Source organism: Streptacidiphilus neutrinimicus, assembly GCF_000787815.1.
Taxonomy (GTDB): domain Bacteria; phylum Actinomycetota; class Actinomycetes; order Streptomycetales; family Streptomycetaceae; genus Streptacidiphilus; species Streptacidiphilus neutrinimicus.
Genome location: NZ_BBPO01000022.1, coordinates 18583 through 44258, shown reverse-complemented (window position 1 = coordinate 44258; position 25676 = coordinate 18583). Strand labels below are relative to the sequence as shown.

38 protein-coding genes are annotated in these 25676 nt (G+C 67.3%); 36 read left to right on the top strand and 2 right to left on the bottom strand.

Annotation, left to right across the window (positions count from 1 at the left end; genetic code table 11):
* The first annotated feature begins 259 nt into the window (after positions 1-259).
* The 25 genes from rpsL to rplO all read left to right on the top strand — a co-directional run bounded on the left by rpsL (position 260) and on the right by rplO (position 14780).
* Complete coding sequence (gene rpsL / locus TR48_RS16410; RefSeq protein WP_014144289.1) at positions 260-631, top strand: 30S ribosomal protein S12; 372 nt, start codon at positions 260-262, stop codon at positions 629-631.
* Between the two features lie 3 nt (positions 632-634).
* Entirely contained in the window at positions 635-1105 is a 471-nt protein-coding gene (rpsG, locus tag TR48_RS16405) for a 30S ribosomal protein S7 (protein ID WP_037605734.1), read from the top strand.
* A 42-nt stretch (positions 1106-1147) separates the two neighbouring features.
* On the top strand, positions 1148-3253 hold the full coding sequence (fusA, locus tag TR48_RS16400) for an elongation factor G (RefSeq protein ID WP_042367700.1): 2106 nt from the start codon (positions 1148-1150) through the stop codon (positions 3251-3253).
* A gap of 169 nt (positions 3254-3422) precedes the next feature.
* Positions 3423-4616, top strand: coding sequence for an elongation factor Tu (tuf, locus tag TR48_RS16395; RefSeq protein WP_042367697.1), 1194 nt, complete (start codon positions 3423-3425; stop codon positions 4614-4616).
* Between the two features lie 435 nt (positions 4617-5051).
* Positions 5052-5360 carry a 30S ribosomal protein S10 gene (gene rpsJ / locus TR48_RS16390; protein WP_020549238.1) on the top strand — a complete coding sequence of 103 codons (309 nt, stop codon included), beginning with the start codon at positions 5052-5054 and terminating at the stop codon, positions 5358-5360.
* A gap of 16 nt (positions 5361-5376) precedes the next feature.
* Positions 5377-6021, top strand: a complete 645-nt coding sequence (rplC, locus tag TR48_RS16385) for a 50S ribosomal protein L3 (RefSeq protein ID WP_042367688.1) — start codon at positions 5377-5379, stop codon at positions 6019-6021.
* A 4-nt stretch (positions 6022-6025) separates the two neighbouring features.
* A complete protein-coding gene (rplD, locus tag TR48_RS16380; RefSeq protein ID WP_042367685.1) occupies positions 6026-6703 on the top strand; it encodes a 50S ribosomal protein L4 in 678 nt (225 codons plus the stop codon).
* Complete coding sequence (rplW, locus tag TR48_RS16375) at positions 6703-7020, top strand: 50S ribosomal protein L23 (protein WP_042367683.1); 318 nt, start codon at positions 6703-6705, stop codon at positions 7018-7020. Before rplD ends, rplW begins: the two co-directional genes overlap by 1 nt.
* A 41-nt stretch (positions 7021-7061) precedes the next feature.
* Positions 7062-7898 carry a 50S ribosomal protein L2 gene (gene rplB, locus TR48_RS16370; RefSeq protein WP_042367681.1) on the top strand — a complete coding sequence of 279 codons (837 nt, stop codon included), beginning with the start codon at positions 7062-7064 and terminating at the stop codon, positions 7896-7898.
* A gap of 11 nt (positions 7899-7909) precedes the next feature.
* Complete coding sequence (rpsS, locus tag TR48_RS16365; protein ID WP_042367679.1) at positions 7910-8191, top strand: 30S ribosomal protein S19; 282 nt, start codon at positions 7910-7912, stop codon at positions 8189-8191.
* A gap of 46 nt (positions 8192-8237) precedes the next feature.
* Positions 8238-8585 carry a 50S ribosomal protein L22 gene (gene rplV, locus TR48_RS16360; RefSeq protein ID WP_042367809.1) on the top strand — a complete coding sequence of 116 codons (348 nt, stop codon included), beginning with the start codon at positions 8238-8240 and terminating at the stop codon, positions 8583-8585.
* Positions 8585-9418 (top strand): 30S ribosomal protein S3, encoded by an 834-nt coding sequence (gene rpsC, locus TR48_RS16355; protein WP_042367676.1) that lies wholly within the window; start codon positions 8585-8587, stop codon positions 9416-9418. Before rplV ends, rpsC begins: the two co-directional genes overlap by 1 nt.
* 2 nt (positions 9419-9420) lie before the next feature.
* Positions 9421-9840, top strand: a complete 420-nt coding sequence (gene rplP, locus TR48_RS16350) for a 50S ribosomal protein L16 (protein WP_042367673.1) — start codon at positions 9421-9423, stop codon at positions 9838-9840.
* A complete protein-coding gene (gene rpmC, locus TR48_RS16345) occupies positions 9837-10061 on the top strand; it encodes a 50S ribosomal protein L29 (RefSeq protein WP_042367671.1) in 225 nt (74 codons plus the stop codon). Before rplP ends, rpmC begins: the two co-directional genes overlap by 4 nt.
* The gene (rpsQ, locus tag TR48_RS16340) at positions 10061-10333 is read left to right on the top strand and encodes a 30S ribosomal protein S17 (protein ID WP_042367669.1); all 273 of its coding nucleotides are present in this window, start codon (positions 10061-10063) and stop codon (positions 10331-10333) included. Before rpmC ends, rpsQ begins: the two co-directional genes overlap by 1 nt.
* 116 nt (positions 10334-10449) lie before the next feature.
* Positions 10450-10821 (top strand): 50S ribosomal protein L14, encoded by a 372-nt coding sequence (rplN, locus tag TR48_RS16335; RefSeq protein ID WP_042367667.1) that lies wholly within the window; start codon positions 10450-10452, stop codon positions 10819-10821.
* Positions 10822-10833: 12 nt separating this feature from the next.
* A complete protein-coding gene (rplX, locus tag TR48_RS16330) occupies positions 10834-11157 on the top strand; it encodes a 50S ribosomal protein L24 (RefSeq protein WP_042367806.1) in 324 nt (107 codons plus the stop codon).
* Positions 11157-11726 (top strand): 50S ribosomal protein L5, encoded by a 570-nt coding sequence (gene rplE, locus TR48_RS16325; RefSeq protein WP_042367665.1) that lies wholly within the window; start codon positions 11157-11159, stop codon positions 11724-11726. The genes rplX and rplE overlap by 1 nt, the downstream gene beginning before the upstream one ends.
* A gap of 3 nt (positions 11727-11729) precedes the next feature.
* Positions 11730-11915, top strand: coding sequence for a type Z 30S ribosomal protein S14 (locus TR48_RS16320; protein ID WP_037575347.1), 186 nt, complete (start codon positions 11730-11732; stop codon positions 11913-11915).
* A gap of 199 nt (positions 11916-12114) precedes the next feature.
* On the top strand, positions 12115-12522 hold the full coding sequence (gene rpsH, locus TR48_RS16315; protein WP_042367660.1) for a 30S ribosomal protein S8: 408 nt from the start codon (positions 12115-12117) through the stop codon (positions 12520-12522).
* 23 nt (positions 12523-12545) lie between these two features.
* On the top strand, positions 12546-13085 hold the full coding sequence (rplF, locus tag TR48_RS16310) for a 50S ribosomal protein L6 (RefSeq protein ID WP_042367659.1): 540 nt from the start codon (positions 12546-12548) through the stop codon (positions 13083-13085).
* A 3-nt stretch (positions 13086-13088) separates the two neighbouring features.
* A complete protein-coding gene (gene rplR / locus TR48_RS16305) occupies positions 13089-13472 on the top strand; it encodes a 50S ribosomal protein L18 (protein ID WP_042367657.1) in 384 nt (127 codons plus the stop codon).
* 45 nt (positions 13473-13517) lie between these two features.
* Positions 13518-14141 (top strand): 30S ribosomal protein S5, encoded by a 624-nt coding sequence (gene rpsE / locus TR48_RS16300; protein ID WP_042367655.1) that lies wholly within the window; start codon positions 13518-13520, stop codon positions 14139-14141.
* Positions 14141-14323, top strand: coding sequence for a 50S ribosomal protein L30 (gene rpmD / locus TR48_RS16295; RefSeq protein ID WP_042367653.1), 183 nt, complete (start codon positions 14141-14143; stop codon positions 14321-14323). Before rpsE ends, rpmD begins: the two co-directional genes overlap by 1 nt.
* A gap of 1 nt (position 14324) precedes the next feature.
* Positions 14325-14780 (top strand): 50S ribosomal protein L15, encoded by a 456-nt coding sequence (gene rplO, locus TR48_RS16290; RefSeq protein ID WP_042367651.1) that lies wholly within the window; start codon positions 14325-14327, stop codon positions 14778-14780.
* 123 nt (positions 14781-14903) lie between these two features.
* Here rplO and TR48_RS16285 read toward each other — a convergent pair whose 3' ends face one another.
* Complete coding sequence (locus TR48_RS16285; RefSeq protein WP_052442712.1) at positions 14904-16277, bottom strand: glycosyltransferase family 39 protein; 1374 nt, start codon at positions 16275-16277, stop codon at positions 14904-14906.
* Between the two features lie 426 nt (positions 16278-16703).
* Between TR48_RS16285 and TR48_RS43265 the strand changes: the two genes are divergently transcribed.
* The 11 genes from TR48_RS43265 to truA all read left to right on the top strand — a co-directional run bounded on the left by TR48_RS43265 (position 16704) and on the right by truA (position 24519).
* Positions 16704-16856, top strand: a complete 153-nt coding sequence (locus tag TR48_RS43265; protein WP_161789841.1) for a hypothetical protein — start codon at positions 16704-16706, stop codon at positions 16854-16856.
* Between the two features lie 440 nt (positions 16857-17296).
* The gene (gene secY, locus TR48_RS16280) at positions 17297-18610 is read left to right on the top strand and encodes a preprotein translocase subunit SecY (protein ID WP_042367649.1); all 1314 of its coding nucleotides are present in this window, start codon (positions 17297-17299) and stop codon (positions 18608-18610) included.
* Positions 18610-19269, top strand: a complete 660-nt coding sequence (locus tag TR48_RS16275) for an adenylate kinase (protein ID WP_042367647.1) — start codon at positions 18610-18612, stop codon at positions 19267-19269. Before secY ends, TR48_RS16275 begins: the two co-directional genes overlap by 1 nt.
* A gap of 108 nt (positions 19270-19377) precedes the next feature.
* Entirely contained in the window at positions 19378-20211 is an 834-nt protein-coding gene (gene map / locus TR48_RS16270) for a type I methionyl aminopeptidase (RefSeq protein WP_042367646.1), read from the top strand.
* Positions 20212-20373: 162 nt separating this feature from the next.
* Positions 20374-20595: a translation initiation factor IF-1 gene (infA, locus tag TR48_RS16265; RefSeq protein WP_003956442.1), complete on the top strand. Its 222-nt coding sequence runs from the start codon at positions 20374-20376 to the stop codon at positions 20593-20595.
* Positions 20596-20628: 33 nt separating this feature from the next.
* Entirely contained in the window at positions 20629-20742 is a 114-nt protein-coding gene (gene rpmJ, locus TR48_RS16260) for a 50S ribosomal protein L36 (RefSeq protein WP_009740505.1), read from the top strand.
* Positions 20743-20933: 191 nt separating this feature from the next.
* Positions 20934-21314, top strand: coding sequence for a 30S ribosomal protein S13 (gene rpsM / locus TR48_RS16255; RefSeq protein WP_042367636.1), 381 nt, complete (start codon positions 20934-20936; stop codon positions 21312-21314).
* Between the two features lie 77 nt (positions 21315-21391).
* Positions 21392-21799 carry a 30S ribosomal protein S11 gene (rpsK, locus tag TR48_RS16250; RefSeq protein ID WP_042367634.1) on the top strand — a complete coding sequence of 136 codons (408 nt, stop codon included), beginning with the start codon at positions 21392-21394 and terminating at the stop codon, positions 21797-21799.
* Between the two features lie 116 nt (positions 21800-21915).
* The gene (locus TR48_RS16245) at positions 21916-22935 is read left to right on the top strand and encodes a DNA-directed RNA polymerase subunit alpha (RefSeq protein ID WP_042367633.1); all 1020 of its coding nucleotides are present in this window, start codon (positions 21916-21918) and stop codon (positions 22933-22935) included.
* A 179-nt stretch (positions 22936-23114) separates the two neighbouring features.
* Positions 23115-23552 carry a 50S ribosomal protein L17 gene (gene rplQ, locus TR48_RS16240; protein ID WP_042367630.1) on the top strand — a complete coding sequence of 146 codons (438 nt, stop codon included), beginning with the start codon at positions 23115-23117 and terminating at the stop codon, positions 23550-23552.
* Between the two features lie 73 nt (positions 23553-23625).
* On the top strand, positions 23626-24519 hold the full coding sequence (truA, locus tag TR48_RS16235) for a tRNA pseudouridine(38-40) synthase TruA (protein ID WP_042367629.1): 894 nt from the start codon (positions 23626-23628) through the stop codon (positions 24517-24519).
* On the opposite strand, the gene TR48_RS16230 is transcribed toward truA, so the two are convergent.
* Complete coding sequence (locus TR48_RS16230; protein ID WP_152628002.1) at positions 24513-25613, bottom strand: hypothetical protein; 1101 nt, start codon at positions 25611-25613, stop codon at positions 24513-24515. The genes truA and TR48_RS16230 overlap by 7 nt on opposite strands.
* Positions 25614-25676 lie beyond the last annotated feature (63 nt).

Sequence of the window (25676 nt, the reverse complement as noted above, 5' to 3'; positions counted from 1 at the left end):
TGGGCGCACATCCATTTGTTTTGACCGGGGCCCTTGCGCTAGGTACGCTCTGACCTTGTGCCTGGGGTGTCCCCGGGTCTCTCGCGCGTGCGTGCATTCAGGCCGCCGCGCATGGGATACCGCGCTACCACACATCCGAGCTCTCAGCCAGCTGGGGCATGTGCAGGGAGTCCGACACACCCGACCGCGTGGGTCGGGCGAGTCGTGAGACGCACCAGGTTAGTTTCACCCAGCCTTGGCACAGAGACTTGGAGATACGGTGCCTACGATCCAGCAGCTGGTCCGAAAGGGCCGGCAGGACAAGGTCGAGAAGAACAAGACGCCCGCACTGAAGGGTTCGCCCCAGCGTCGCGGCGTCTGCACGCGTGTGTACACGACCACCCCGAAGAAGCCGAACTCGGCTCTTCGTAAGGTCGCGCGTGTGCGCCTCACCAGCGGGATCGAGGTCACCGCTTACATTCCGGGTGAGGGTCACAACCTGCAGGAGCACTCCATCGTGCTCGTGCGTGGCGGTCGTGTGAAGGACCTGCCGGGTGTGCGCTACAAGATCATCCGCGGCTCGCTCGACACCCAGGGTGTCAAGAACCGCAAGCAGGCCCGCAGCCGCTACGGCGCCAAGAAGGAGAAGTAAAAAATGCCTCGTAAGGGCCCTGCCCCGAAGCGCCCGGTCATCATCGACCCGGTTTACGGCTCCCCTGTGGTGACCCAGCTCGTCAACAAGATCCTCCTGCACGGCAAGCGCTCCACCGCCGAGCGCATCGTGTACGGCGCCCTCGAGGGCGTCCGCGAGAAGACCGGCAACGACCCGGTGGTCGCGCTCAAGCGCGCCCTGGAGAACGTCAAGCCGACCCTCGAGGTCAAGTCCCGCCGCGTCGGTGGCGCCACCTACCAGGTGCCGGTCGAGGTCAAGCCGGGTCGCGCCAACACGCTGGCCCTGCGCTGGCTGGTCGGCTACTCCCGCGCTCGCCGCGAGAAGACCATGACCGAGCGTCTCCTCAACGAGATCCTGGACGCCAGCAACGGTCTGGGTGCCTCCGTGAAGCGTCGCGAGGACACCCACAAGATGGCCGAGTCCAACAAGGCCTTCGCGCACTACCGCTGGTAGTCCGAACCCCGTCACTCAAAGACAGAGAGAGAACGAGCCACCATGGCTGCAACCTCCCTTGACCTGGCCAGGACCCGCAACATCGGGATCATGGCCCACATCGACGCGGGCAAGACCACCACGACCGAGCGCATCCTGTTCTACACCGGTGTGTCGTACAAGATCGGTGAGGTCCACGACGGCGCTGCCACGATGGACTGGATGGAGCAGGAGCAGGAGCGCGGCATCACGATCACGTCGGCCGCGACGACCTGCCACTGGACCGTCGACGGCGTCGACAACACCATCAACATCATCGACACCCCGGGTCACGTCGACTTCACCGTCGAGGTGGAGCGTTCGCTCCGCGTCCTCGACGGCGCCGTGACGGTGTTCGACGGTGTGGCCGGTGTCGAGCCGCAGTCCGAGACGGTGTGGCGTCAGGCCGACCGTTACGGCGTCCCGCGCATCTGCTTCGTGAACAAGCTGGACCGCACCGGCGCGGAGTTCTTCCGCTGTGTCGACTCCATCGTCGACCGCCTGGGCGCCACCCCGCTGGTCATGCAGCTGCCGATCGGTGCCGAGTCCGACTTCACCGGTGTCGTCGACCTGGTGAAGATGAAGGCTCTGGTCTGGTCCGCCGAGGCGACCAAGGGCGAGATGTACGACACCCTCGACATCCCGGCCTCGCACACCGAGCTCGCCGAGGAGTACCGGGCCAAGCTGCTCGAGACCTCCGCCGAGGGCGACGACGAGCTGATGGAGCTCTTCCTCGAGGGCCAGGAGCCCACCGAGGAGCAGCTCATCGCGGGCATCCGCCGCGGCACGCTCGCCAGCAACTTCACCCCGGTCTTCTGCGGCACCGCGTTCAAGAACAAGGGCGTCCAGCCCCTGCTCGACGCGGTCGTGAAGTACCTGCCGTCGCCGCTGGACGTCGAGTCCATCATCGGTCACAAGCCGGGCGACGAGTCGGTCGAGATCACCCGCAAGGCGTCGGACGACGAGCCGCTGGCCGCGCTCGCATTCAAGATCATGTCCGACCCGCACCTGGGCAAGCTCACCTTCGTCCGCGTGTACTCCGGCCGCCTCGAGGCGGGCACCCAGGTGCTCAACTCGGTCAAGGGCAAGAAGGAGCGCATCGGCAAGATCTACCGCATGCACGCGAACAAGCGTGAGGAGATCGACTCGGTGGGCGCCGGCGACATCGTCGCCGTCATGGGCCTGAAGCAGACCACCACCGGTGAGACGCTGAGCGACGACAAGAACCAGGTGATCCTGGAGTCCATGGACTTCCCGGCCCCGGTCATCCGCGTCGCCATCGAGCCCAAGTCCAAGGGCGACCAGGAGAAGCTGGGTGTCGCCATCCAGCGTCTCGCGGAGGAGGACCCCTCCTTCCAGGTCAACACGGACGAGGAGACCGGCCAGACCATCATCGCGGGTATGGGCGAGCTGCACCTCGAGGTGCTGGTCGACCGTATGAAGCGTGAGTTCAAGGTCGAGGCCAACGTCGGCAAGCCGCAGGTCGCCTACCGCGAGACGATCCGCAAGGCCGTCGAGCGCATTGACTACACCCACAAGAAGCAGACGGGTGGCTCCGGTCAGTTCGCCAAGGTCCAGATCGCGATCGAGCCGCTGGAGTCCGGCGAGGGCTACGAGTTCGTGAACGCCGTCACCGGTGGTCGCGTGCCTCGTGAGTACATCCCCTCGGTCGACGCCGGTGCGCAGGAGGCCATGGAGTTCGGCATCCTCGCCGGCTACCCGCTCCAGGGTGTCCGCGTGACGCTGCTGGACGGTGCGTCGCACGACGTCGACTCCTCCGAGCTCGCGTTCAAGATCGCCGGTTCGATGGCGTTCAAGGAGGGTGCTCGCAAGGCGTCCCCCGTGCTGCTCGAGCCGATGATGGCCGTCGAGGTCACCACGCCCGAGGACTACATGGGCGACGTCATCGGCGACATCAACTCGCGCCGTGGCCAGATCCAGGCCATGGACGAGCGTTCCGGCGCCCGCGTCGTCAAGGCGCTCGTCCCGCTGTCCGAGATGTTCGGCTACGTCGGCGACCTGCGCAGCAAGACCTCGGGTCGCGCCAGCTACTCCATGCAGTTCGACTCGTACGCCGAGGTTCCCAAGAACGTGGCGGAAGAGATCGTGGCAAAGGCCAAGGGCGAGTAAGTACCTCGCATACCGGGACTTCCCGGTGCGAAACCTCGCATAGGCTGTACGGAGGTGGTCCTGGGGGCCGCGTGTCACACGTGGTCCCCGGGCTCCTCCGGCCCCCCCCCACACACAGACCACCTGACGTCGAACGGCGTACAGAAACTGTCCTCAGGAGGACCCCAAAGTGGCTAAGGCCAAGTTCGAGCGAGTCAAGCCGCACGTCAACATCGGCACCATCGGTCACATTGACCACGGCAAGACGACCCTGACTGCCGCGATCACCAAGGTGCTGCACGACGCGTACCCGGAGATCAACCCCTTCACGCCGTTCGACCAGATCGACAAGGCGCCGGAGGAGCGTCAGCGCGGTATCACCATCTCCATCGCGCACGTCGAGTACCAGACCGAGGCGCGTCACTACGCCCACGTCGACTGCCCGGGTCACGCGGACTACATCAAGAACATGATCACCGGTGCCGCCCAGATGGACGGCGCGATCCTGGTCGTGGCCGCCACCGACGGCCCGATGCCGCAGACCAAGGAGCACGTCCTCCTGGCCCGCCAGGTCGGCGTCCCCTACATCGTCGTCGCCCTGAACAAGGCCGACATGGTGGACGACGAGGAGATCCTGGAGCTCGTCGAGCTCGAGGTCCGCGAGCTGCTCTCCGAGTACGAGTTCCCGGGCGACGACCTCCCGGTCGTCCGCGTCTCCGCGCTGAAGGCGCTGGAGGGCGACAAGGAGTGGGGCGAGAAGCTCCTCGGCCTGATGCACGCGGTCGACGAGGCCATCCCGACCCCCGAGCGTGACGTCGACAAGCCGTTCCTGATGCCGATCGAGGACGTCTTCACGATCACCGGTCGTGGCACCGTCGTCACCGGTCGTATCGAGCGCGGTGTCCTGAAGGTCAACGAGACCGTCGACATCATCGGCATCAAGACCACCAAGACCACCACCACGGTCACGGGCATCGAGATGTTCCGCAAGCTGCTCGACGAGGGCCAGGCCGGTGAGAACGTCGGTCTGCTGCTCCGCGGCATCAAGCGCGAGGACGTCGAGCGCGGCCAGGTCATCATCAAGCCGGGTTCGGTCACGCCGCACACCGACTTCGAGGCCCAGGCCTACATCCTGTCGAAGGACGAGGGTGGCCGCCACACCCCGTTCTTCAACAACTACCGCCCGCAGTTCTACTTCCGTACCACGGACGTGACCGGCGTCGTGACCCTCCCCGAGGGCACCGAGATGGTCATGCCGGGCGACAACACCGCCATGACGGTCGCGCTGATCCAGCCGGTCGCCATGGAGGAGGGCCTGAAGTTCGCCATCCGTGAGGGTGGCCGTACCGTCGGCGCCGGCCAGGTCACCAAGATCGTCAAGTAATTGACATCTCGCTGATCCAGCGTCAGAACCCCCTGCCAGCTTGCTGGCAGGGGGTTTCTGTTTGCTCGTGCCGGGCTTGATTGGCGTCCACCCTGTCCGGTATGGCACACTAGTCAAGTTGCTCGGTTGAGCGCCGATGTTGCGCGCCTCCTGTCCGGAGGACCGAAAGCGAGTCCCACAGTACTCGTCGTGCCCGTGATGGCCGTTTGTCTGTGATCCAGCACGTCTGGACGAGACGCGGCAGCTGCGGCGCGAAAGTACGGGAATCTTTCGGGAAGCGTAGGCAAAGGCGTCAATCCGGTGTTTCCGCCAAGGCTTCACTGCGAAGGCGAGTACGACACGCCCGACCGCGTGGGTCGGAGAAACACCCCACAGAGTTCCACCCGGGACGCTGTGGCGCAGAGGCGACAGAGACAGAAGGACTACGAAGTAGCCATGGCGGGACAGAAGATCCGCATCCGGCTCAAGGCCTACGACCACGAGGTCATCGACTCCTCGGCGAAGAAGATCGTCGAGACGGTGACGCGTACTGGTGCGCAGGTCGCGGGCCCGGTGCCGCTGCCCACTGAGAAGAACGTGTACTGCGTCATCCGCTCGCCGCACAAGTACAAGGACTCGCGCGAGCACTTCGAGATGCGCACGCACAAGCGCCTGATCGACATCCTCGACCCGACGCCCAAGACCGTTGACTCTCTGATGCGACTCGACCTGCCGGCCGGTGTCGACATCGAGATCAAGCTCTGAGGGGCGTGAGCTGAGAATGGCTAAGCAGATCAAGGGCATCCTGGGCGAGAAGCTCGGCATGACGCAGGTCTGGGACGAGAACAACCGCATCGTCCCGGTGACCGTCGTCAAGGCCGGCCCGAACGTCGTGACCCAGGTCCACACCGCCGACGGCACCGGCTACGACGCCGTGCAGATCGGCTTCGGCGACATCGACCCGCGCAAGGTGAACAAGCCCCTCGCGGGCCACTTCGCCAAGGCCGGCGTGACCCCGCGCCGCCACCTGGTCGAGCTGCGCACGTCCGACGCCTCGGAGTACACCCTCGGCCAGGAGATCACCGCTGAGGTGTTCGAGGCCGGTGTCAAGGTCGACGTGACCGGCACCAGCAAGGGCAAGGGCTTCGCCGGTGTCATGAAGCGTCACAACTTCAAGGGCCTCGGCGCCGGCCACGGCGTGCAGCGCAAGCACCGTTCGCCCGGTTCCATCGGTGGCTGCGCCACCCCCGGTCGTGTCTTCAAGGGTCTGAAGATGGCCGGCCGTATGGGCCACGAGCGTGTCACCACGCAGAACCTGACCGTCCACGCCGTTGACGCGGAGAAGGGTCTGCTGCTCATCAAGGGCGCCGTCCCCGGTCCGAACGGCGGCCTCATCCTGGTCCGCACTGCGGCGAAGGGGGCCTGAAGCAATGAGCTCCATCAACGTTCTCTCCCCCGCGGGTGAGACCGTCGGCACCGTCGAGCTGCCGGCTGAGATTTTCGACGCCAAGGTCAGCGTTCCGCTGATGCACCAGGTCGTCGTCGCTCAGCTCGCCGCCGCTCGTCAGGGCACGCACAAGGCGAAGAGCCGCGGCGAGGTCCGTGGTGGCGGCAAGAAGCCGTACCGCCAGAAGGGCACCGGTCGCGCCCGTCAGGGTTCGACCCGTGCGCCGCAGTTCGCCGGTGGTGGCGTCGTGCACGGTCCCGTGCCGCGTGACTACTCGCAGCGGACCCCGAAGAAGATGAAGGCCGCCGCCCTGCGTGGCGCCCTGACCGACCGGGCCCGCAACGCTCGCATCCACGTCGTCACCGGCGTGACCGCGACCGAGGCGCCGTCCACCAAGGCTGCCCGCACGCTGCTCGGCAAGATCAGCGAGCGCAAGAACGTCCTGCTGGTCGTCGAGCGTGACGACGAGCTGTCGCTCCTCAGCGCCCGCAACCTGCCGACCGTGCACATCCTGGACGCCGGTCAGCTGAACACCTACGACGTGCTCGTCTCCGACGACGTGGTCTTCACCCAGGCCGCCTTCGAGCGTTTCGTGGCCGGTCCGGTCGCGTCCGCCAAGGCTGTCGCCGCTGAGGGCGAGCTCGATGGGAGCGCCGCCTGATGAGCGAGATCACGAGCAAGACGTACACGGACCCCCGTGACGTCCTGATCAAGCCGGTCATCTCGGAGAAGAGCTACGCGCTCCTCGACGAGTCGAAGTACACGTTCATCGTGTCGCCGGACGCCAACAAGACGCAGATCAAGCAGGCCGTCGAGGCGGTCTTCTCGGTCAAGGTCGCCAACGTGAACACGATCAACCGCAAGGGCAAGCGCAAGCGCTCCCGCACCGGTTTCGGCAAGCGCAAGGACACCAAGCGCGCCATCGTGACGCTGGCAGAGGGCAGCATCGACATCTTCGGGAACGCCCCGGCCGCCTGAGGCGCCAGGGAATCCCGTAACGGTTAAGGACAGAAGAAGCCATGGGCATCCGCAAGTACAAGCCGACAACGCCGGGCCGTCGCGGCTCCAGCGTTGCCGACTTTGTCGAGATCACGCGGTCCGAGCCGGAGAAGTCGCTGGTCCGCCCGCTGCACAGCAAGGGCGGTCGCAACAACACCGGTCGCGTGACCGTTCGCCACCAGGGTGGCGGCCACAAGCGCGCGTACCGTGTGATCGACTTCCGTCGTCACGACAAGGACGGCGTCCCGGCCAAGGTCGCGCACATCGAGTACGACCCGAACCGCACCGCGCGCATCGCGCTGCTGCACTACGCAGACGGCGAGAAGCGCTACATCATCGCTCCGGCCAAGCTCGGCCAGGGCGACCGGGTTGAGGCCGGCCCCAACGCCGACATCAAGCCGGGCAACAACCTCCCGCTGCGCAACATCCCCGTGGGTACCGTCATCCACGCGGTGGAGCTGCGTCCGGGCGGCGGCGCCAAGCTGGCCCGTTCCGCCGGTTCCAGCATCCAGCTGCTTGCGCGTGAGGGCGTCTACGCCCACCTGCGCATGCCGTCGGGCGAGGTCCGCCTCGTCGACGCGCGCTGCCGGGCGACCGTTGGCGAGGTCGGCAACGCCGAGCAGTCCAACATCAACTGGGGTAAGGCCGGCCGTATGCGCTGGAAGGGCGTCCGCCCGACCGTGCGTGGTGTCGCCATGAACCCGATCGACCACCCGCACGGTGGTGGTGAGGGTAAGACCTCCGGTGGTCGCCACCCGGTTTCGCCGTGGGGCCAGAAGGAGGGTCGCACTCGCAAGCCGAAGAAGGCGAGCGACAAGCTGATCGTCCGCCGCCGCAAGACGAACAAGAAGCGCTAGGAGCAGTCTCGATGCCGCGCAGTCTCAAGAAGGGTCCCTTCGTCGACGACCACCTGATGAAGAAGGTGGACAGTCAGAACGAGGCCGGTACCCAGAACGTCATCAAGACCTGGTCCCGTCGCTCCATGATCGTTCCGGCGATGCTGGGGCACACCCTCGCGGTGCACGACGGCCGCAAGCACATCCCGGTGTTCGTCACCGAGTCGATGGTCGGCCACAAGCTCGGCGAGTTCGCGCCGACCCGCACGTTCAAGGGTCACGTCAAGGACGACCGCAAGTCCAAGCGTCGCTGACCTGCGAAGCGAAGACACGATGACAATCACCATCAAGGGGACAACCATGGAAGCCAGGGCACAGGCGCGGTACATCCGCGTGACGCCCATGAAGGCCCGCCGCGTGGTGGACCTTGTCCGTGGCATGAATGCCACGGAGGCCCAGGCGGTCCTGCGATTCGCTCCGCAGGCTGCTTCGGTGCCCGTTCTCAAGGTGCTCAACAGCGCCGTTGCGAACGCCGCGCACAACTACAACCACAACGACGTCGACAGCCTCTACATCGCTGAGGCCTATGTCGACGAGGGCCCGACCCTGAAGCGTTTCCGTCCGCGGGCCCAGGGCCGCGCGTACCGGATCCGCAAGCGGACGAGCCACATCACTGTGGTCGTCGCGTCGAAGGAAGGGACCCGGTAATGGGCCAGAAGGTTAACCCGCACGGGTTCCGCCTCGGCATCACCACGGACTTCAAGTCCCGCTGGTACGCCGACAAGCTGTACAAGGACTACGTCAAGGAAGACGTCGCGATCCGTCGCATGATGACGTCCGGCATGGAGCGCGCCGGTATCTCGAAGGTTGAGATCGAGCGCACCCGTGACCGCGTGCGGGTGGACATCCACACCGCCCGCCCGGGCATCGTCATCGGCCGCCGCGGCACCGAGGCCGACCGCATCCGCGGTGACCTCGAGAAGCTGACCGGCAAGCAGGTCCAGCTGAACATCCTCGAGGTCAAGAACCCCGAGCTGGACGCCCAGCTCGTGGCTCAGGGCGTCGCGGAGCAGCTGTCCTCCCGCGTCTCCTTCCGTCGCGCCATGCGTAAGAGCATGCAGGGCACGATGAAGTCCGGCGCCAAGGGCATCAAGATCCAGTGCTCCGGCCGTCTGGGCGGCGCTGAGATGTCCCGCAGCGAGTTCTACCGTGAGGGTCGTGTGCCGCTGCACACGCTCCGCGCCAACGTGGACTACGGCTTCTTCGAGGCCAAGACCACCTTCGGTCGCATCGGTGTCAAGGTCTGGATCTACAAGGGTGATGTCAAGAACATCGCCGAGGTCCGTGCCGACAACGCCGCTGCCAAGGCCGGGAACCGTCCGCCGCGTGCGGGTGGCCCGGGCGAGCGCCCCCGTCGGGGCGGCGACCGTCCCGCCGGCGGCCGTGGCCGCCGTCCGCAGCAGCAGAACGCCGAGGCCGCCGCTCCCGCGACGACCGAGGCTCCGGCTGCCGCTGCGGCTGAGACCACTACGGAGGCCTGACCATGCTGATCCCTCGCAGGGTCAAGCACCGCAAGCAGCACCACCCCAAGCGTCGTGGTGCGGCCAAGGGCGGTACCGAGGTTACGTTCGGCGAGTGGGGCCTGCAGGCCGTCACCCCGGCGTATGTGACGAACCGGCAGATCGAGTCCGCTCGTATCTCCATCACGCGTCACATCAAGCGTGGCGGCAAGGTGTGGATCAACATCTACCCGGACCGTCCGCTGACGAAGAAGCCTGCCGAGACCCGCATGGGTTCCGGTAAGGGTTCGCCGGAGTGGTGGATCGCCAACGTGCACCCGGGTCGGGTCATGTTCGAGCTGTCCTACCCGAACGAGAAGATGGCTCGTGAGGCGCTGACGCGCGCGGCTCACAAGCTCCCGATGAAGTGCCGGATCGTCCGGCGCGAGGCAGGTGAGAGCTGATGGCCGGCACCAAGGCTGCTGAGCTCCGTGAGCTGGACAACGAGGGTCTCGTTGCGCAGCTGCGTGAGCGCAAGGAGGAGCTGTTCAACCTCCGCTTCCAGGCGGCGACCGGGCAGCTCGACAACCACGGGCGGCTCAAGCTCGTCAAGAAGGACATCGCGCGGATCTACACCCTGATGCGCGAGCGCGAGCTGGGCATCGACACGGTGAAGGACGCCTGATGACTGAGAACACCAACGAGACGCGCGGTTTCCGCAAGACCCGTGAGGGTCTGGTCGTCAGCGACAAGATGGACAAGACCGTCGTCGTCGCCGTCGAGGACCGCGTCAAGCACGCGCTGTACGGCAAGGTCATCCGCCGTACCAACAAGCTGAAGGCGCACGACGAGGCCAACGCCTGCGGTGTCGGCGACCGGGTTCTCCTCATGGAGACCCGTCCGCTGTCCGCGACGAAGCGCTGGCGCGTCGTCGAGATCCTCGAGAAGGCCAAGTAACGAACGCGATTGGGTGCCGCCGTATGTGCTCGGGGCCCCGCCCCTGAAAAGGGGTCAGGGTGCTCGGGTGAGCAGCGGCGGACCCGGTCCCGATCGTTGACGATCAGGAGAAAGACGTGATCCAGCAGGAGTCGCGACTGCGTGTCGCCGACAACACGGGCGCGAAGGAGATCCTTTGCATCCGCGTTCTCGGTGGCTCCGGCCGGCGCTACGCGGGTATCGGCGACGTCATCGTGGCGACCGTCAAGGACGCGATCCCCGGTGGCAACGTGAAGAAGGGTGACGTGGTCAAGGCCGTCATCGTCCGGACCGTGAAGGAGCGCCGTCGTCCCGACGGTTCCTACATCCGGTTCGACGAGAACGCCGCCGTCATCCTCAAGAACACCGAGGGTGACCCGCGTGGCACCCGCATCTTCGGCCCCGTCGGCCGTGAGCTGCGCGAGAAGAAGTTCATGAAGATCATCTCGCTTGCGCCGGAGGTGCTGTAACCGATGGCAGGCATGAAGATCAAGAAGGGTGACCTGGTCCAGGTCATCACCGGCAAGGACAAGGGCAAGCAGGGCAAGGTCATTCAGGCCTTCCCGACCACGTCCAAGGTCCTGGTCGAGGGTGTCAACCGGGTCAAGAAGCACACCAAGGCCACGCCCACCGCGAACGGCTCGAAGGCCGGCGGCATCGTGACCGTCGAGGCCCCGATCCACGTGAGCAACGTTCAGCTCGTTGTGGAGAAGGACGGCAAGAAGGTCGTCACCCGCGTCGGCTACCGATTCGACGAGCAGGGCAACAAGATCCGCGTTGCCAAGCGCACCGGTGAGGACATCTGATGACCGACACCTCGACCCCGAAGGTCAGCCCCCGTCTCAAGGAGCGCTACCGCTCCGAGATCAAGGGTCAGCTGAACGAGCAGTTCGCTTACGAGAACGTCATGCTGATCCCCGGCCTGGTCAAGGTCGTGGTCAACATGGGTGTGGGCGACGCCGCCCGCGACTCGAAGCTGATCGACGGTGCGGTCAAGGACCTCACCGCGATCACCGGCCAGAAGCCGACCGTGACCAAGGCTCGCAAGAGCATCGCGCAGTTCAAGCTGCGTGAGGGTCAGCCGATCGGCGCCCACGTCACCCTTCGTGGTGACCGCATGTGGGAGTTCCTGGACCGCCTGATCTCGCTGGCGCTCCCGCGTATCCGCGACTTCCGTGGTCTGTCGCCGAAGCAGTTCGACGGCAAGGGCAACTACACCTTCGGTCTGACCGAGCAGGTCATGTTCCACGAGATCGACCCCGACAAGGTCGACCGCACCCGTGGTATGGACATCACCGTGGTGACCACCGCCCAGACCGACGACGAGGGCCGGGCGCTGCTGCGGGCTCTCGGCTTCCCGTTCAAGGAGAGCTGACCCATGGCGAAGAAGGCGCTGATCGCCAAGGCGGAGCGCAAGCCGAAGTTCGGCGTCCGGGGCTACACCCGGTGCCAGCGCTGCGGCCGTCCGCACTCCGTGTACCGCAAGTTCGGCCTCTGCCGTGTCTGCCTTCGTGAGATGGCGCACCGCGGCGAGCTGCCGGGCGTGACCAAGAGCTCCTGGTAACCAGCTCCTTCGGACGATCCGAAGGACTGTCAGGAACTCAGAGGTAAGCAACCTCGGATCAGACGGGCTCCCGGCCTCCTGTAACCTAGGGAGGTCGGGGCCCGTGCTGCCCCGAATTCGTCTTACTACACCGTAGGTCCCGTGCCCCTTCTGCAAACGAGGCGCGCGGAAACCACGGTGAGAGAGGCCACAGGCCATCATGACCATGACCGACCCGATCGCAGACATGCTGACGCGTCTGCGAAACGCGAACTCGGCCTACCACGACTCCGTCGTGATGCCCCACTCGAAGATCAAGACTCACATCGCGGAGATCCTCAAGCAGGAGGGTTACATCACCTCCTGGAAGGTCGAGGACCCGAGCGAGGGCGAGGTCGGCAAGAAGCTGACCATCGACCTCAAGTTCGGCCCGAACCGTGAGCGCTCGATCGCGGGCATCAAGCGCATCTCCAAGCCGGGCCTGCGGGTCTACGCAAAGTCCACCAACCTGCCGAAGGTGCTCGGCGGCCTGGGCGTGGCGATCATCTCCACGTCCTCGGGTCTGCTCACCGGCCAGCAGGCCGCCAAGAAGGGCGTGGGTGGGGAAGTCCTCGCCTACGTCTGGTAACTCAGGGAAACGGAGGTACAGCAATGTCTCGCATTGGACGGCTGCCCATCCCGGTTCCCGCCGGCGTGGACGTCACCATCGATGGCCGGACGGTCTCGGTGAAGGGCCCCAAGGGCACCCTCACCCACTCCGTCGCCGCGCCGATCGAGATCGCGAAGGCTGAGGACGGCACCGTTGTCGTCTCCCGCCCGAACGACGAGCGCATGTCGAAGGCCCTGCACGGCCTGACCCGCACGCTGGTGGCGAACATGATCACCGGCGTGACCGCGGGCTACCGCAAGTCGCTCGAGATCAGCGGTGTTGGTTACCGCGTCGCGGCGAAGGGCTCCGACATGGAGTTCTCCCTCGGCTACAGCCACCCGATCCTGGTCCCGGCCCCGGAGGGCATCTCCTTCGTGGTCGAGTCGCCGACCAAGTTCCACGTGGACGGCATCGACAAGCAGAAGGTCGGCGAGGTCGCCGCGAAGATCCGCAAGCTGCGCAAGCCCGACCCGTACAAGGCCAAGGGCGTGAAGTACGCGGGCGAGGTCATCCGCCGCAAGGTCGGAAAGAGTGGTAAGTAACCCATGACTGTCGGTGTGAAGATCGGCAAGGGCAACGGCTACAAGTCCGCCGCCCGCAAGCGCCGCGCCATCCGCGTCCGCAAGCGCGTCTCCGGTACTCCGGTTCGTCCGCGCCTCGTGGTCTCCCGGTCCAACCGCCACATGGTGGCGCAGGTGATCGACGACCTCGCGGGCCACACCCTGGTTTCGGCGTCCACCCTCGACGTGTCCATCAAGGGCAACGAGGCTGACAAGACCGAGCAGGCCAAGAAGGTCGGAGCCCTGGTCGCCGAGCGCGCCAAGGCTGCCGGTATCGAGCAGGTCGTCTTCGACCGCGCGGGCAACCAGTACGCCGGCCGCATCGCGGCCCTGGCGGACGCCGCCCGCGAGGCCGGTCTGGACTTCTGACCCGCCCGCCACAGGCTGACGGACGTAAACGAGAGAGGTAATCCAATGGCTGGACCCCAGCGCCGCGGCAGCGGCGCCGGTGGCGGCACCGGTGGCGAGCGGCGTGACCGCAAGCGTGACGGTCGTGACGGCGGCGCCGTCGTCGAGAAGACCGCCTACGTCGAGCGCGTCGTAGCGATCAACCGTGTCGCCAAGGTTGTCAAGGGTGGTCGTCGCTTCTCCTTCACCGCGCTGGTCGTGGTGGGCGATGGCGAGGGCACCGTGGGTGTCGGTTACGGCAAGGCCAAGGAGGTGCCGGCCGCCATCGCCAAGGGTGTGGAGGAGGCCAAGAAGCACTTCTTCAAGGTCCCCCGTATCCAGGGCACCATCCCCCACCCGGTTCAGGGTGAGAAGGCCGCGGGCGTCGTGCTGCTGAAGCCGGCTTCTCCGGGTACCGGCGTTATCGCCGGTGGTCCGGTGCGCGCCGTGCTCGAGTGCGCCGGCGTTCACGACATCCTGTCGAAGTCCCTGGGCTCCGACAACGCGATCAACATCGTCCACGCCACCGTGGCCGCGCTGAAGGGCCTTTCGCGCCCCGAGGAGATCGCCGCCCGTCGTGGTCTGCCGCTGGAGGACGTCGCTCCGGCCGCGCTGCTGCGCGCCCGGGCCGCTGGGCAGGGGGCTGCGTAATGGCTCGCCTGAAGATCACCCAGGTCAAGTCCTACATCGGTAGCAAGCAGAACCACCGTGACACCCTGCGTTCGCTTGGTCTCAAGCGCATGCACGACGTGGTCGTGAAGGAGGACCGTCCCGAGATCCGCGGGATGGCCCAGACCGTCCGTCACCTCGTCACGGTCGAGGAGGTGGACTGAGATGGCGGAGCAGAACCCGCTGAAGATCCACAACCTGCGTCCCGCCCCGGGTGCCAAGACCGCCAAGACCCGTGTCGGTCGTGGTGAGGCGTCCAAGGGTAAGACCGCTGGTCGTGGTACCAAGGGCACGAAGGCCCGTTACCAGGTTCCGCAGCGCTTCGAGGGTGGGCAGATGCCCCTCCACATGCGTCTGCCGAAGCTGAAGGGCTTCAAGAACCCGTTCCGCGTCGAGTTCCAGGTCGTCAACCTCGACAAGCTGGCCGCGCTCTACCCGCAGGGTGGCGAGGTCACGGTCGAGGACCTGGTCGCGAAGGGTGCGGTTCGCAAGAACGCGCTCGTCAAGGTGCTCGGCACCGGCGAGATCTCCGTGGCGCTGCAGGTGTCGGTCGACGCCGTCTCCGGCTCCGCCGCTGAGAAGATCACCGCCGCCGGCGGCACGGTGACCGAGCTCATCTGAGCTCGTCGCTGACACTCGGGCCCGGCTCCCCTCTCGGGGGGAGCCGGGCCCGATGCGTTTCCGGCGGTCTCTCCGGACCCGCTGCTCGACCCACTCGCCCGCCCCGCTTGCTCGGCCGCTCGTTCAGGAGAGGGTCAGCAGCCCGACGGTCAGCCCCTTGACGTGGTCGATGCCGACGACGGTGTAGTGCGCCCGCAGGGCGGCCTGCTCGGGCTGGGGGAGTCCGGCGAGGGGATCGCGGGCATGGCCGAAGGTGACCACCCAGAGCCGCGGCGCCCCGTCGAGGCAGGCCGTCGGGACCGCGCACTCGGTGGCCATGAGGTCGTCCCGGGCGACCGCGGTCCGCGCCAGGAAGAGGTCCTTGGGGTGGACCTTCGCGGGGAGGTAGTAGTCGAGGCCCAGGTCGAGCATGTAGACCGACGCGCCGCCCCGTTCCGGGACCATCGCGTCGCCGGGCCGGAAGCCGGTGGAGATGGTCCGGGCCGCCGTGCGCCAGTCGGTGCCGGTGTGGGACCACGGGCCGCTCTGGTCCTTCAGGCTGGTGAACCCCAGTGCCGCGACCACGACGACGGCGACCGGCGCGGCCCAGCGCCCGCGCGGCAGCCGCTCGGCGCCCGCCCCGGCCAGGACGGTCCACAGCGGGACCGTGAAGAGCAGGTAGCGCTCCACCCAGTAGGAGTTCGACCCCTGGGAGGCGATCCAGACCACCACGATCGGCAGGAACGGCACCGGCAGGAAGCGCAGCCCGTCGCGGGAGGTGCAGGCGACGAGCGCCAGCACCAGCAGCGCGATGCTGACCGGCCACGCGAAGGTGAGGTCGTGGACCATGCCGGGGAAGGCCAGCAGGTTCGGCCGCTGGATCCAGTTGATCTGCCGCCCGGACTCCGCGCGGCCCGCGATCAGCAGTGGCGACAGCACGGCGAGCGCGAGCACGGTCGCGGCCAGCAGGCCCCGCCACGCGCGACGGCGGCGCGTCCAGACCAGCCACAGGTGGGAGGCCAGCACCGCCAGGGCGACCAGGTGCAGCAGGCCGGTGAGGACCAGAGCGCCCGCGTAGCCGAGCCACTCCAACCGCATCCTGCGCCGCGACCACTCCGGCTTGCAGTCGAGGACGCGGACCAGCTGCCAGGTGGCCAGCACGGCGGCCGCGGTGACCATGCCGTAGGAGCGCGCCTCCTGCGCGTACCGCAGCACCGCCGGGACGAGGGCGAAGAGCAGGCCCGCCCAGAGACCCGCGCGGGCGCCGAACAGGCGCTTGCCGAGCGCGGCCGTCAGGCCCGCGGCGAGTCCGACGGCGAGGACGCTCGGTGTGCGCAGGGCGACGGCCGAGTCGCCGAACACGGCCGTCCAGCCGTGCAGGAAGATGTAGTAGGCGCCCGAGACGGCGTCGACGTTGCCGAGCAGACCCCAGACGTGCCCGAGGCTCCGGCTGGTCGCGCTCCAGGTGGCCAGTTCGTCACGCCACAGCAGCGGGCGGCCGAGATGCCAGAAACCCATCAGGAGCGCCAACACGGCCGGGGGCAGCCATACAGGCGTGCGTCGGAGCGAGCGGAGCAGCAAAGGAAGCCTCGGTCGTTCGATTGGCCGTCCCCCGGATGGAGTCCTGTCTACCAGTCCGGGATGGGCCAGCGGGGGCCTCGAGCCGCTGTTCATGGGCAATTCACGGGTCAATTACTCCTTGGGGCACCGGCAGTCGGACAGATCGGACAAGTCCCCTTGGGCGACGGGGTGCGGCAACAGGGGGCGCGGTGCTGCAGTCGGCAGGCAGCTCGGCAGTCCCCGGGGCCGGGCAGGGCCGATATGGCTGTTTTGAGTATGCACCAACCGGCAGGAGCGATCGGATCGCCCGCATGTGTATATGACCTACATACTTTTGCGGGCCGCCCCGGACATGGTCGGTCGGGCCGGGCCATGGGGGAGGCCATGAGTATTGCTGTCGAGCGCCGTGGCCGCGGCTTTGTGCTGGGGCTCGATGGAGGCATCGAAGCCGGTGCTGACAACCCCGGCCGGCCCTTCGCAGGACTTGGTGTCCTGCCCGAGGAAGCCACCGGTCGCGCCCTCTGGCTGGAGAAATAGCGCAGTCCAGGGAATCGGAATTCGGTGATCCGCTCGGCGCTATGGCCGACTCCGAAATTTTCCATGAATTCATCGCTCCGTACACCCTCCTGGGGGCGGGAGCGCGACCTCCGATTGGAGGGGGTCGATACCGATGGCCGGATGATTGGGCGGGCAGCCTGATGATCTTGTCCGTATTTGCTGGGATCGGCCCGAATGCTGATGAGTGTGCGCATCGTGTTGTCCGCGGACGGCCACCGCTGCCGAAGCGACTCTTTCGGCTTGATCGGGGACAGCGCACTTCAGTTGGGGGGGCGAGCACTGTTAGAGTCCGTGGAGTCCACTTGTAGGTTGGCCACCCGTCTCGGTACAAGCCGCAACCCGGCGGTGCCACTCAGACGGCGCCCCCCTGATCCACCGTCCCTCCCCGCCTCAGTCGGCCGGGAGCAGCAGGAGGCCCCGTGCTCACCGCGTTCGCCCGGGCGTTCAAGACGCCCGACCTGCGCAAGAAGCTGCTGTTCACGCTGGGCATCATGGTCGTGTTCCGGATGGGCGCGCACATCCCTGTGCCGGGCGTGAACTACGCGGGCGTGCAGCAGTGCATCACCGGTATGCAGAAGGGCGGCGGCAACCAGCTGCTCGGCCTGGTGAACCTGTTCTCCGGCGGCGCGCTGCTCCAGATCACCGTCTTCGCGCTCGGGATCATGCCGTACATCACGTCGAGCATCATCCTGCAGCTGCTGACCGTGGTGATCCCGCGCCTCGACGCCCTCAAGAAGGAGGGCCAGGCCGGTCAGGCGAAGATCACGCAGTACACGCGCTACCTGACCATCGCCCTCGCGGTGCTCCAGGCCACCGCGATCTCCGCGACCGCCCAGAACGGCGCGCTCTTCGGCAACGCCTGCCCCGGCAGCACCGTCGTCCCGAACCAGTCGGTCTTCACCGTCGCCACCATGGTCATCACGATGACCGCCGGCACCACCGTCATCATGTGGCTGGGTGAGCTCGTCACCGACCGCGGCATCGGCAACGGCATGTCGATCCTCATCTTCACCTCGGTCGCGGCGCAGTTCCCGTCGCAGCTGTGGAGCATCAAGGCGAGCAAGGGCTGGCTGACCTTCTTCATCGTCATCGCGATGGGCCTGTGCATGGTCGGCCTGGTGGTCTTCGTCGAGCAGGCGCAGCGCCGGATCCCGGTCCAGTACGCGAAGCGCATGATCGGGCGGCGTGCCTACGGCGGGACGTCGACCTACATCCCGCTGAAGGTGAACCAGGCGGGTGTGATCCCTGTCATCTTCGCGAGCTCGCTGCTCTACATCCCCGCGCTGGTCGTGCAGCTCAGCGGCTCCACCCAGAAGGGCTGGGGAGAGTGGATCGAGCAGAACCTGGCGAAGAACAGTGACAGCGCGCTCTACATGATTCTGTACTTCGTCCTGATTGTCTTCTTTGCCTTCTTCTACGTGGCGATCTCCTTCAACCCCGAAGAAGTCGCCGACAACATGAAGAAGTATGGTGGGTTCATCCCGGGCATCCGGGCCGGCCGCCCGACGGCGGAATACCTGAACTATGTGCTGACCAGGATCACCTGGCCGGGCTCGCTCTACCTGGGCGTCATCGCCCTGGTGCCCCTGATCGCACTCGGGCTGTTCTCGGCGTCGCAGAACTTCCCGTTCGGCGGCACGAGCATCCTCATCGTTGTGGGTGTCGGCCTTGAAACTGTGAAGCAGATCGAGAGCCAGCTCCAGCAGCGCAACTACGAAGGGTTCCTCCGCTGATGCGTATCGTCCTCGTCGGACCCCCGGGGGCCGGGAAGGGTACTCAGGCCGCGCTGCTGGCCAAGACCCTGTCCATCCCGCACGTGTCCACCGGCGACCTGTTCCGCGCCAACATCTCGCAGGGCACCGAGCTCGGCCGCCTCGCGAAGAGCATCATGGACACGGGCAAGCTGGTACCCGACGAGGTCACCATCGCGATGGTGAAGGACCGCCTCCGGCACGACGACTCCGGCAACGGATTCCTGCTGGACGGCTTCCCGCGCAACACCGCGCAGGCCGTCGCGCTGGACGAGATCCTCGCGGAGTTCGGCATCGCCCTCGACGGCGTGCTGGACCTGGAGGTTCCCGAGGACGAGGTGGTCCGGCGCATCGCCGGCCGCCGCCTGTGCCGCAATGACAGCGGCCACATCTTCCACGTGCTGTACAACCCGCCGGCGGTCGAGGGCGTCTGCGACATCTGCGGCGGTGAGCTGTACCAGCGCTCGGACGACAGCGAGGAGACCGTGCGCACCCGGCTCGAGGTCTACCACACGGAGACCGAGCCGATCATCGAGTACTACGCCAAGCAGGGGCTGGTCACCACGATCTCCGCCCTCGGCAAGGTCGACGAGGTCACCGAGCGCGCGATCGCCGCGCTGCGGGAGAACGCGAACGACTGAGGTTCCTCTCCCGGCGGTTTCATGCCTGGGCTGCGGCCGTGACACCCTGGAGGGATGTCACGGCCGCAGTGCGTTGTGGTCACACGTTGAGGAGAGCGGGAAGAGTGCATGGTTGAGATCAAGACGCCCGAGCAGATCGCGAAGATGCGGGAGGCCGGGCTGATCGTGGCCGAGGCGCTGAAGGCGGCGAGCGAGGCGGCCGTTCCCGGGGTGACCACCGGTGAGCTCGACGCCATCGCGAAGAAGGTCATCGAGGGCCACGGTGCCACCTCCAACTTCCTCGGCTACCACGGCTTCACCGGTGTGATCTGCGCCTCCGTCAACGAGGAGGTGGTCCACGGCATCCCCGGCGAACGGGTGCTCAACGACGGCGACATGATCTCCATCGACTGTGGCGCGATCGTCGACGGCTGGCACGGCGACGCCGCCGTCACCGTCTTCGTCGGCGGCGGCCACGCGCCGGAGCTGCACGCGCTGAGCGCGACCACCGAGGGCTCGATGTGGGCCGGCATCGCCCAGGTCAAAATGAACAACCGGCTCTCGGACATCAGCCGCGGCATCGAGACCTTCATCCGCCGCCAGCCGCTGCCGCCGCGCGGCAAGTACGGCATCGTCGAGGACTACGGCGGCCACGGCATCGGCTCCGCCATGCACATGGACCCGCACCTGCTGAACTACGTCGACCGCCGGCGTGGCCGCGGCATGAAGCTGGTCCCCGGCTTCTGCGTCGCCATCGAGCCGATGATCACGCTCGGCACCCCGAAGACGCACGTGCTCAAGGACGAGTGGACGGTCGTCAGCAACGACGGCACCTGGTCCTCGCACTGGGAGCACTCCGTCGCGCTGACGGAGGAGGGCCCGTTCGTCCTCACCGCCTTCGACGGCGGGAAGGCGAAGCTGGCCGAGCTGGGCGTGACCGTCGCCCCCGACCCGCTGGGTTGATTTCGCGTTCACTTGCCCACTGACGTAGACTGCTGTGTCGGCTCACTCGTAGCTTGCTTCCGCATGTCCTCGCCCGATACCGGGCTGAGGGTGGACCTGTCCAGGTCCCTGCGTGAGTGCCGACTACGGTAGTCGATTCCGGAAGGCGAATTCCGCAGGATTATGGCCAAGAAGCAAGGCGCCATCGAGATCGAGGGCACCGTGATCGAGTCTCTGCCGAACGCGATGTTCAAGGTGGAACTGCAGAACGGTCACAAAGTTCTCGCGCACATCAGCGGCAAGATGCGCATGCACTACATCCGCATCCTCCCGGACGACCGGGTCGTCGTCGAGCTCAGCCCGTACGACCTGACCCGTGGTCGCATCGTCTACCGGTACAAGTAACCAGCAGATCCAGACCCGGAGATTGACAGTCAGATGAAGGTCAAGCCGAGCGTCAAGAAGATCTGCGACAAGTGCAAGGTGATCCGCCGTCACGGCCGGGTCATGGTGATCTGCGAGAACCTGCGCCACAAGCAGCGCCAGGGCTGATTTCACCCCCTGTACGGGTCGTAACTCTTCGCGCGACGCGAAAAACAACATGAAACGGGACACCCGATCCGCTCGTTGCACACGGCGACGGACGGACTGCCACCCCCGGTCGGAGGCCGGGGCTCGATCAGCGGGAGCTGAACGGGTAGGTGTCGCGTCAGACCTCCGAGGAAACAACAGGAGCCAGATCCATGGCACGCCTCAGTGGCGTTGATCTCCCCCGCGAGAAGCGGATCGAGATCGCCCTCACCTACGTCTACGGCATCGGCCGCACCCTCGCGAAGAAGGCGCTGGACGAGACCGGTGTGAACCCGGACATCCGCGTCCGCGACATCACCGAGGACGACCTGGTCAAGCTGCAGAAGTTCGTGGACGCGAACTTCGAGGTCGAGGGTGACCTCCGCCGCGCCGTCGCCGCCGACATCCGCCGCAAGGTCGAGATCGGCTGCTACGAGGGCCTGCGCCACCGCCGTGGCCTGCCGGTCCGCGGTCAGCGCACCCACACCAACGCGCGTACCCGCAAGGGCCCGCGTCGCGCGATTGCCGGCAAGAAGAAGCCGGGCAAGAAGTAGTAGTCCGCCCCACACACCGGACTTAATCCGGCCCGCTGGGCTAGCGGACCGACCACCTCAGTAGGAGAAATCAGCTCATGCCTCCCAAGGGCCGTCAGGCTGCCGGCGCGAAGAAGATCCGCCGCAAGGAGAAGAAGAACGTCGCTCACGGGCACGCCCACATCAAGAGCACGTTCAACAACACGATCGTCTCGATCACAGACCCGTCCGGCAACGTGATCGCCTGGGCGTCCTCGGGCCACGTCGGCTTCAAGGGCTCCCGCAAGTCGACCCCGTTCGCCGCGCAGATGGCCGCCGAGGCCGCTGCTCGCCGCGCGCAGGAGCACGGCATGCGCAAGGTCGACGTCTTCGTCAAGGGCCCGGGCTCCGGTCGTGAGACCGCGATCCGCTCCATCCAGGCCACCGGCCTGGAGGTCGGCTCCATCCAGGACGTCACCCCCGTCCCGCACAACGGCTGCCGCCCGCCGAAGCGTCGTCGCGTCTGATGCGCTTCTGAGCCAACGCTCTTGGGATACGGCCTCCGGTTCACCCGGAGGCCGTATCCTTGCTTTCGTCGGCATCAAATAGTGGGTGCCGAAGATCTATCTGGAGGATTTCCCTCATGCTGATCGCTCAGCGCCCGACGCTGACCGAAGAGGTTGTCGACGAGTTCCGCTCCCGGTTCGTCATCGAGCCGCTGGAGCCGGGCTTCGGCTACACCCTCGGCAACTCGCTCCGTCGTACCCTCCTCTCCTCGATCCCGGGCGCCGCTGTCACCAGCATCCGGATCGACGGCGTGCTGCACGAGTTCACCACCGTGCCGGGCGTCAAGGAGGACGTCACCGACCTGATCCTCAACATCAAGCAGCTGGTCGTCTCCTCGGAGCACGACGAGCCGGTCGTGATGTACCTGCGCAAGCAGGGTCCGGGCCTGGTCACCGCCGCCGACATCGCGCCGCCGGCGGGTGTCGAGGTGCACAACCCCGAGCTGGTCCTCGCCACGCTGAACGGCAAGGGCAAGCTGGAGATGGAGCTGACCGTCGAGCGCGGTCGCGGCTACGTCTCCGCCGTGCAGAACAAGCAGTCCGGCCAGGAGATCGGCCGTATCCCGGTCGACTCGATCTACAGCCCCGTGCTGAAGGTCACCTACAAGGTCGAGGCCACCCGTGTCGAGCAGCGCACCGACTTCGACAAGCTGATCGTCGACGTCGAGACCAAGCCGGCCATGCGTCCGCGTGACGCGATGGCGTCGGCCGGTAAGACCCTGGTCGAGCTGTTCGGCCTGGCGCGCGAGCTCAACCTCGACGCCGAGGGCATCGACATGGGCCCGTCCCCGACGGACGCCGCCCTGGCCGCCGACCTGGCACTGCCGATCGAGGAGCTGGAGCTCACCGTCCGCTCCTACAACTGCCTCAAGCGCGAGGGCATCCACACCGTGGGTGAGCTCGTCGCCCGCTCCGAGGCCGACCTGCTCGACATCCGCAACTTCGGTGCGAAGTCGATCGACGAGGTCAAGGCGAAGCTGGCCGGCATGGGCCTGGCCCTCAAGGACAGCCCGCCCGGATTCGACCCGACCGCCGCCGCCGACGCCTTCGGCGCCGACGACGACGACACGGGCTTCGCGGAGACCGAGCAGTACTGAGTCTTCTGACTCCTGGCATTGCCTGGGGTGACCCCCCTGCCGAAGGCTGGGGGAGGGTACGGGACCGCCTCGGCGGTCCCGTACTCTTGTTAGCTGTATGTCTAAGTCGTGCGGGCGCACTGCCCGTACGCCCGGCCCGGTTCCTCATACGGCCGACGCCGGATATTGAAGGAGACACCATGCCTCAGCCCGCCAAGGGTGCCCGCCTCGGCGGCGGCCCGTCCCACGAGCGTCTGCTGCTCGCCGGTCTGGCCCGTGAGCTGTTCCAGCACGGCCGCATCACCACGACGGAGGCCAAGGCCCGCCGTCTGCGTCCGTACGCGGAGAAGCTGATCACCAAGGCGAAGAAGGGTGATCTGCACAACCGCCGTGAGGTCCGCAAGGTCATCACGGACATCGCGGTTCTGCACACCCTCTTCACCGAGATCGGTCCTCGCTACGAGAACCGTCCGGGTGGCTACACCCGTATCACCAAGATCGGTACGCGCCGTGGCGACAACGCGCCCATGGCCGTCATCGAGCTGGTCGAGGGCCTGACCGTGGCCCAGGAGGCCGTCGGCGAGGCCGAGGCCGCGACCAAGGTCGCCGCGAAGACGGAGGAGACCGCGGCGGAGTAATCCTCCCGCGTGATCCACGACGGACCCGTTCCCTTCCGAGGGGGCGGGTCCGTTTTTCGACTCAGAGGAACAGATGAGCTGCGAAGAAGAGCCTCGCAAGGACGGCCCCGCCGAGGGCTTCGTCCGGATCCGGCTGGACCTGGCCTATGACGGCGCGGACTTCTCGGGCTGGGCGCGGCAGAAGAACGGGCGGCGGACCGTCCAGCAGGAGCTGGAGGAGGCCGTCTCCGTCGTGACGCGGCAGCGGGAGATCTTCCCGCTGACGGTCGCGGGGCGTACGGACGCCGGGGTGCACGCGCGCGGTCAGGTGGCTCACGTCGACCTCCCGGAGGCGATCTGGCAGACCGAGGGCGAGAAGCTGCTGCGCCGCCTCGCCGGGCGGCTGCCCGGGGACATCCGGGTGTGGCGGCTCTCCGAGGCCCCGGCCGGGTTCGACGCCCGCTTCAGCGCGGTCTGGCGGCGGTACGCCTACCGCGTCTGCGACACCCAGGGCGGCGTCGACCCGCTGCGGCGCGGCCATGTGCTCTGGCACGACCGGCCGCTGGACGTGGCGTTGATGAACGAGGCGGCCCGACGTCTGATCGGCGAGCACGACTTCGCGGCGTACTGCAAGAAGCGCGAGGGCGCGACGACCATCCGGGAGCTGCTGGAGTTCTCCTGGGAGCGCACCGAGGGCGACGCGCTCCTCGGCCCCGGAGTCCCCGGCCTGGTCGTCGGGACCGTCCGGGCCGACGCGTTCTGCCACAACATGGTGCGCGCCCTGGTCGGCTCCATGCTGCTCGTCGGCGGCGGTCAGCGGCCGCTGGACTTCCCGGCCGAGGTGCTGGCCGGCGGGGTGCGGAACTCCGCCGTCAACGTCGTGCGGCCCTACGGACTGACCCTGGAGGAGGTCGGCTACCCGGCCGACGAGCTGCTCGCCGAGCGGAACCGTGCCGCCCGGCGACTGAGGGTGCTCGGGGGTCAGTGAGCGGCGGCCGCCTCGGTGCGGCCGCGCTCGGCGAGGTTCTGGAAGGCCAGGGTGGCGAGGTCGTTGCCGGCCGCGAGGGCGGTCGTGTCGTTGGCCGGGACCGGCCTGCCGTCCGGGTATCCGGCCACGGTGAAGTAGGCGTAGCGGCCCACGGCGTTGCTGGAGATCCGGCAGACCTGCTTCTGGCAGAACGGCTTGACCGGGCCGCCGAACAGGGACGAGATGTTGCCGGTAGCGGCGGCGCCCTTGACCGCGTTCGCCTCGGCCGCGCTGTCGAAGACGGCGATACCGACGGTGACCTCCGCCGAGCCGTTTCCGTAGGTGGCGCGGAAGATGCCCTGGCAGCCGTTCTTGGCGAGCACGGTCGCGAGCGCCGGTGAGGCCGCCGCCGCGCACAACGAGGTCGCTGTCAGTGCCTGGGTGTAGGAATGGCCGTTGACGGTGACGCTCTTGCCCGGAAAGAGCGTGGCCGCGCTGAGCGGCGCCTTGTCGGTGGCCGCGCTGGAGAGCAGCGTGAGCGGGTCGAGCAGGGTGGGGCTGGGCGTCGGCTGCGCCGAGGGGACGGCCGAGGGCACCGCGGAGGGCGTCGTGGGCTGCGCCGACGGGCTGGTCGGCGCCGCCGCTGAGCTGTGGCGGCCCGAGCGGCCCTGGTGGCCGCTGACCGCCAGCGCGGCCGCGGTGCCGCCCGCCAAGAGGACGACGGCCGCGCCCAGCGCGAGGGTGCGCCGGCGGAAGCGGCGGCGGCGCACGTTGGTGGCGGCGTAGGGCTGGGTGAGCTCGTCCAGGTCGGGCGTGGGGGAGTCGTCCGCGGGGGTGCCCGGCCGGATCGCGAACGCCGTGGCGGTCCGCGTCGCGGTGGCTCCCGGCGCGCCCTGCTGGGGCTCCGGGATCGGCGGCTCGGGGGCGCCGGGGCGGACGCGCACCGCGGTGCTGAGCGCGCTGCGCGCCGCGCTTCTCGCTGCGGCGCGGAGTCTTCCGCTGCCCGGGGCGTACTGCGTCGGTATCCGCCCGTGCTGCTGCGCGCCGCGGCGGGGGAGCGGCGTGCCCTGACGGCCCTCCGGCGATTCGCCCTGCTGACCAGACCCTGTCGTCATGCGCCGGAATCGTACTGGGTGTGGGCGAGCGGGCGGAAAAACCGGTTTGCCCGTGACCGCCTC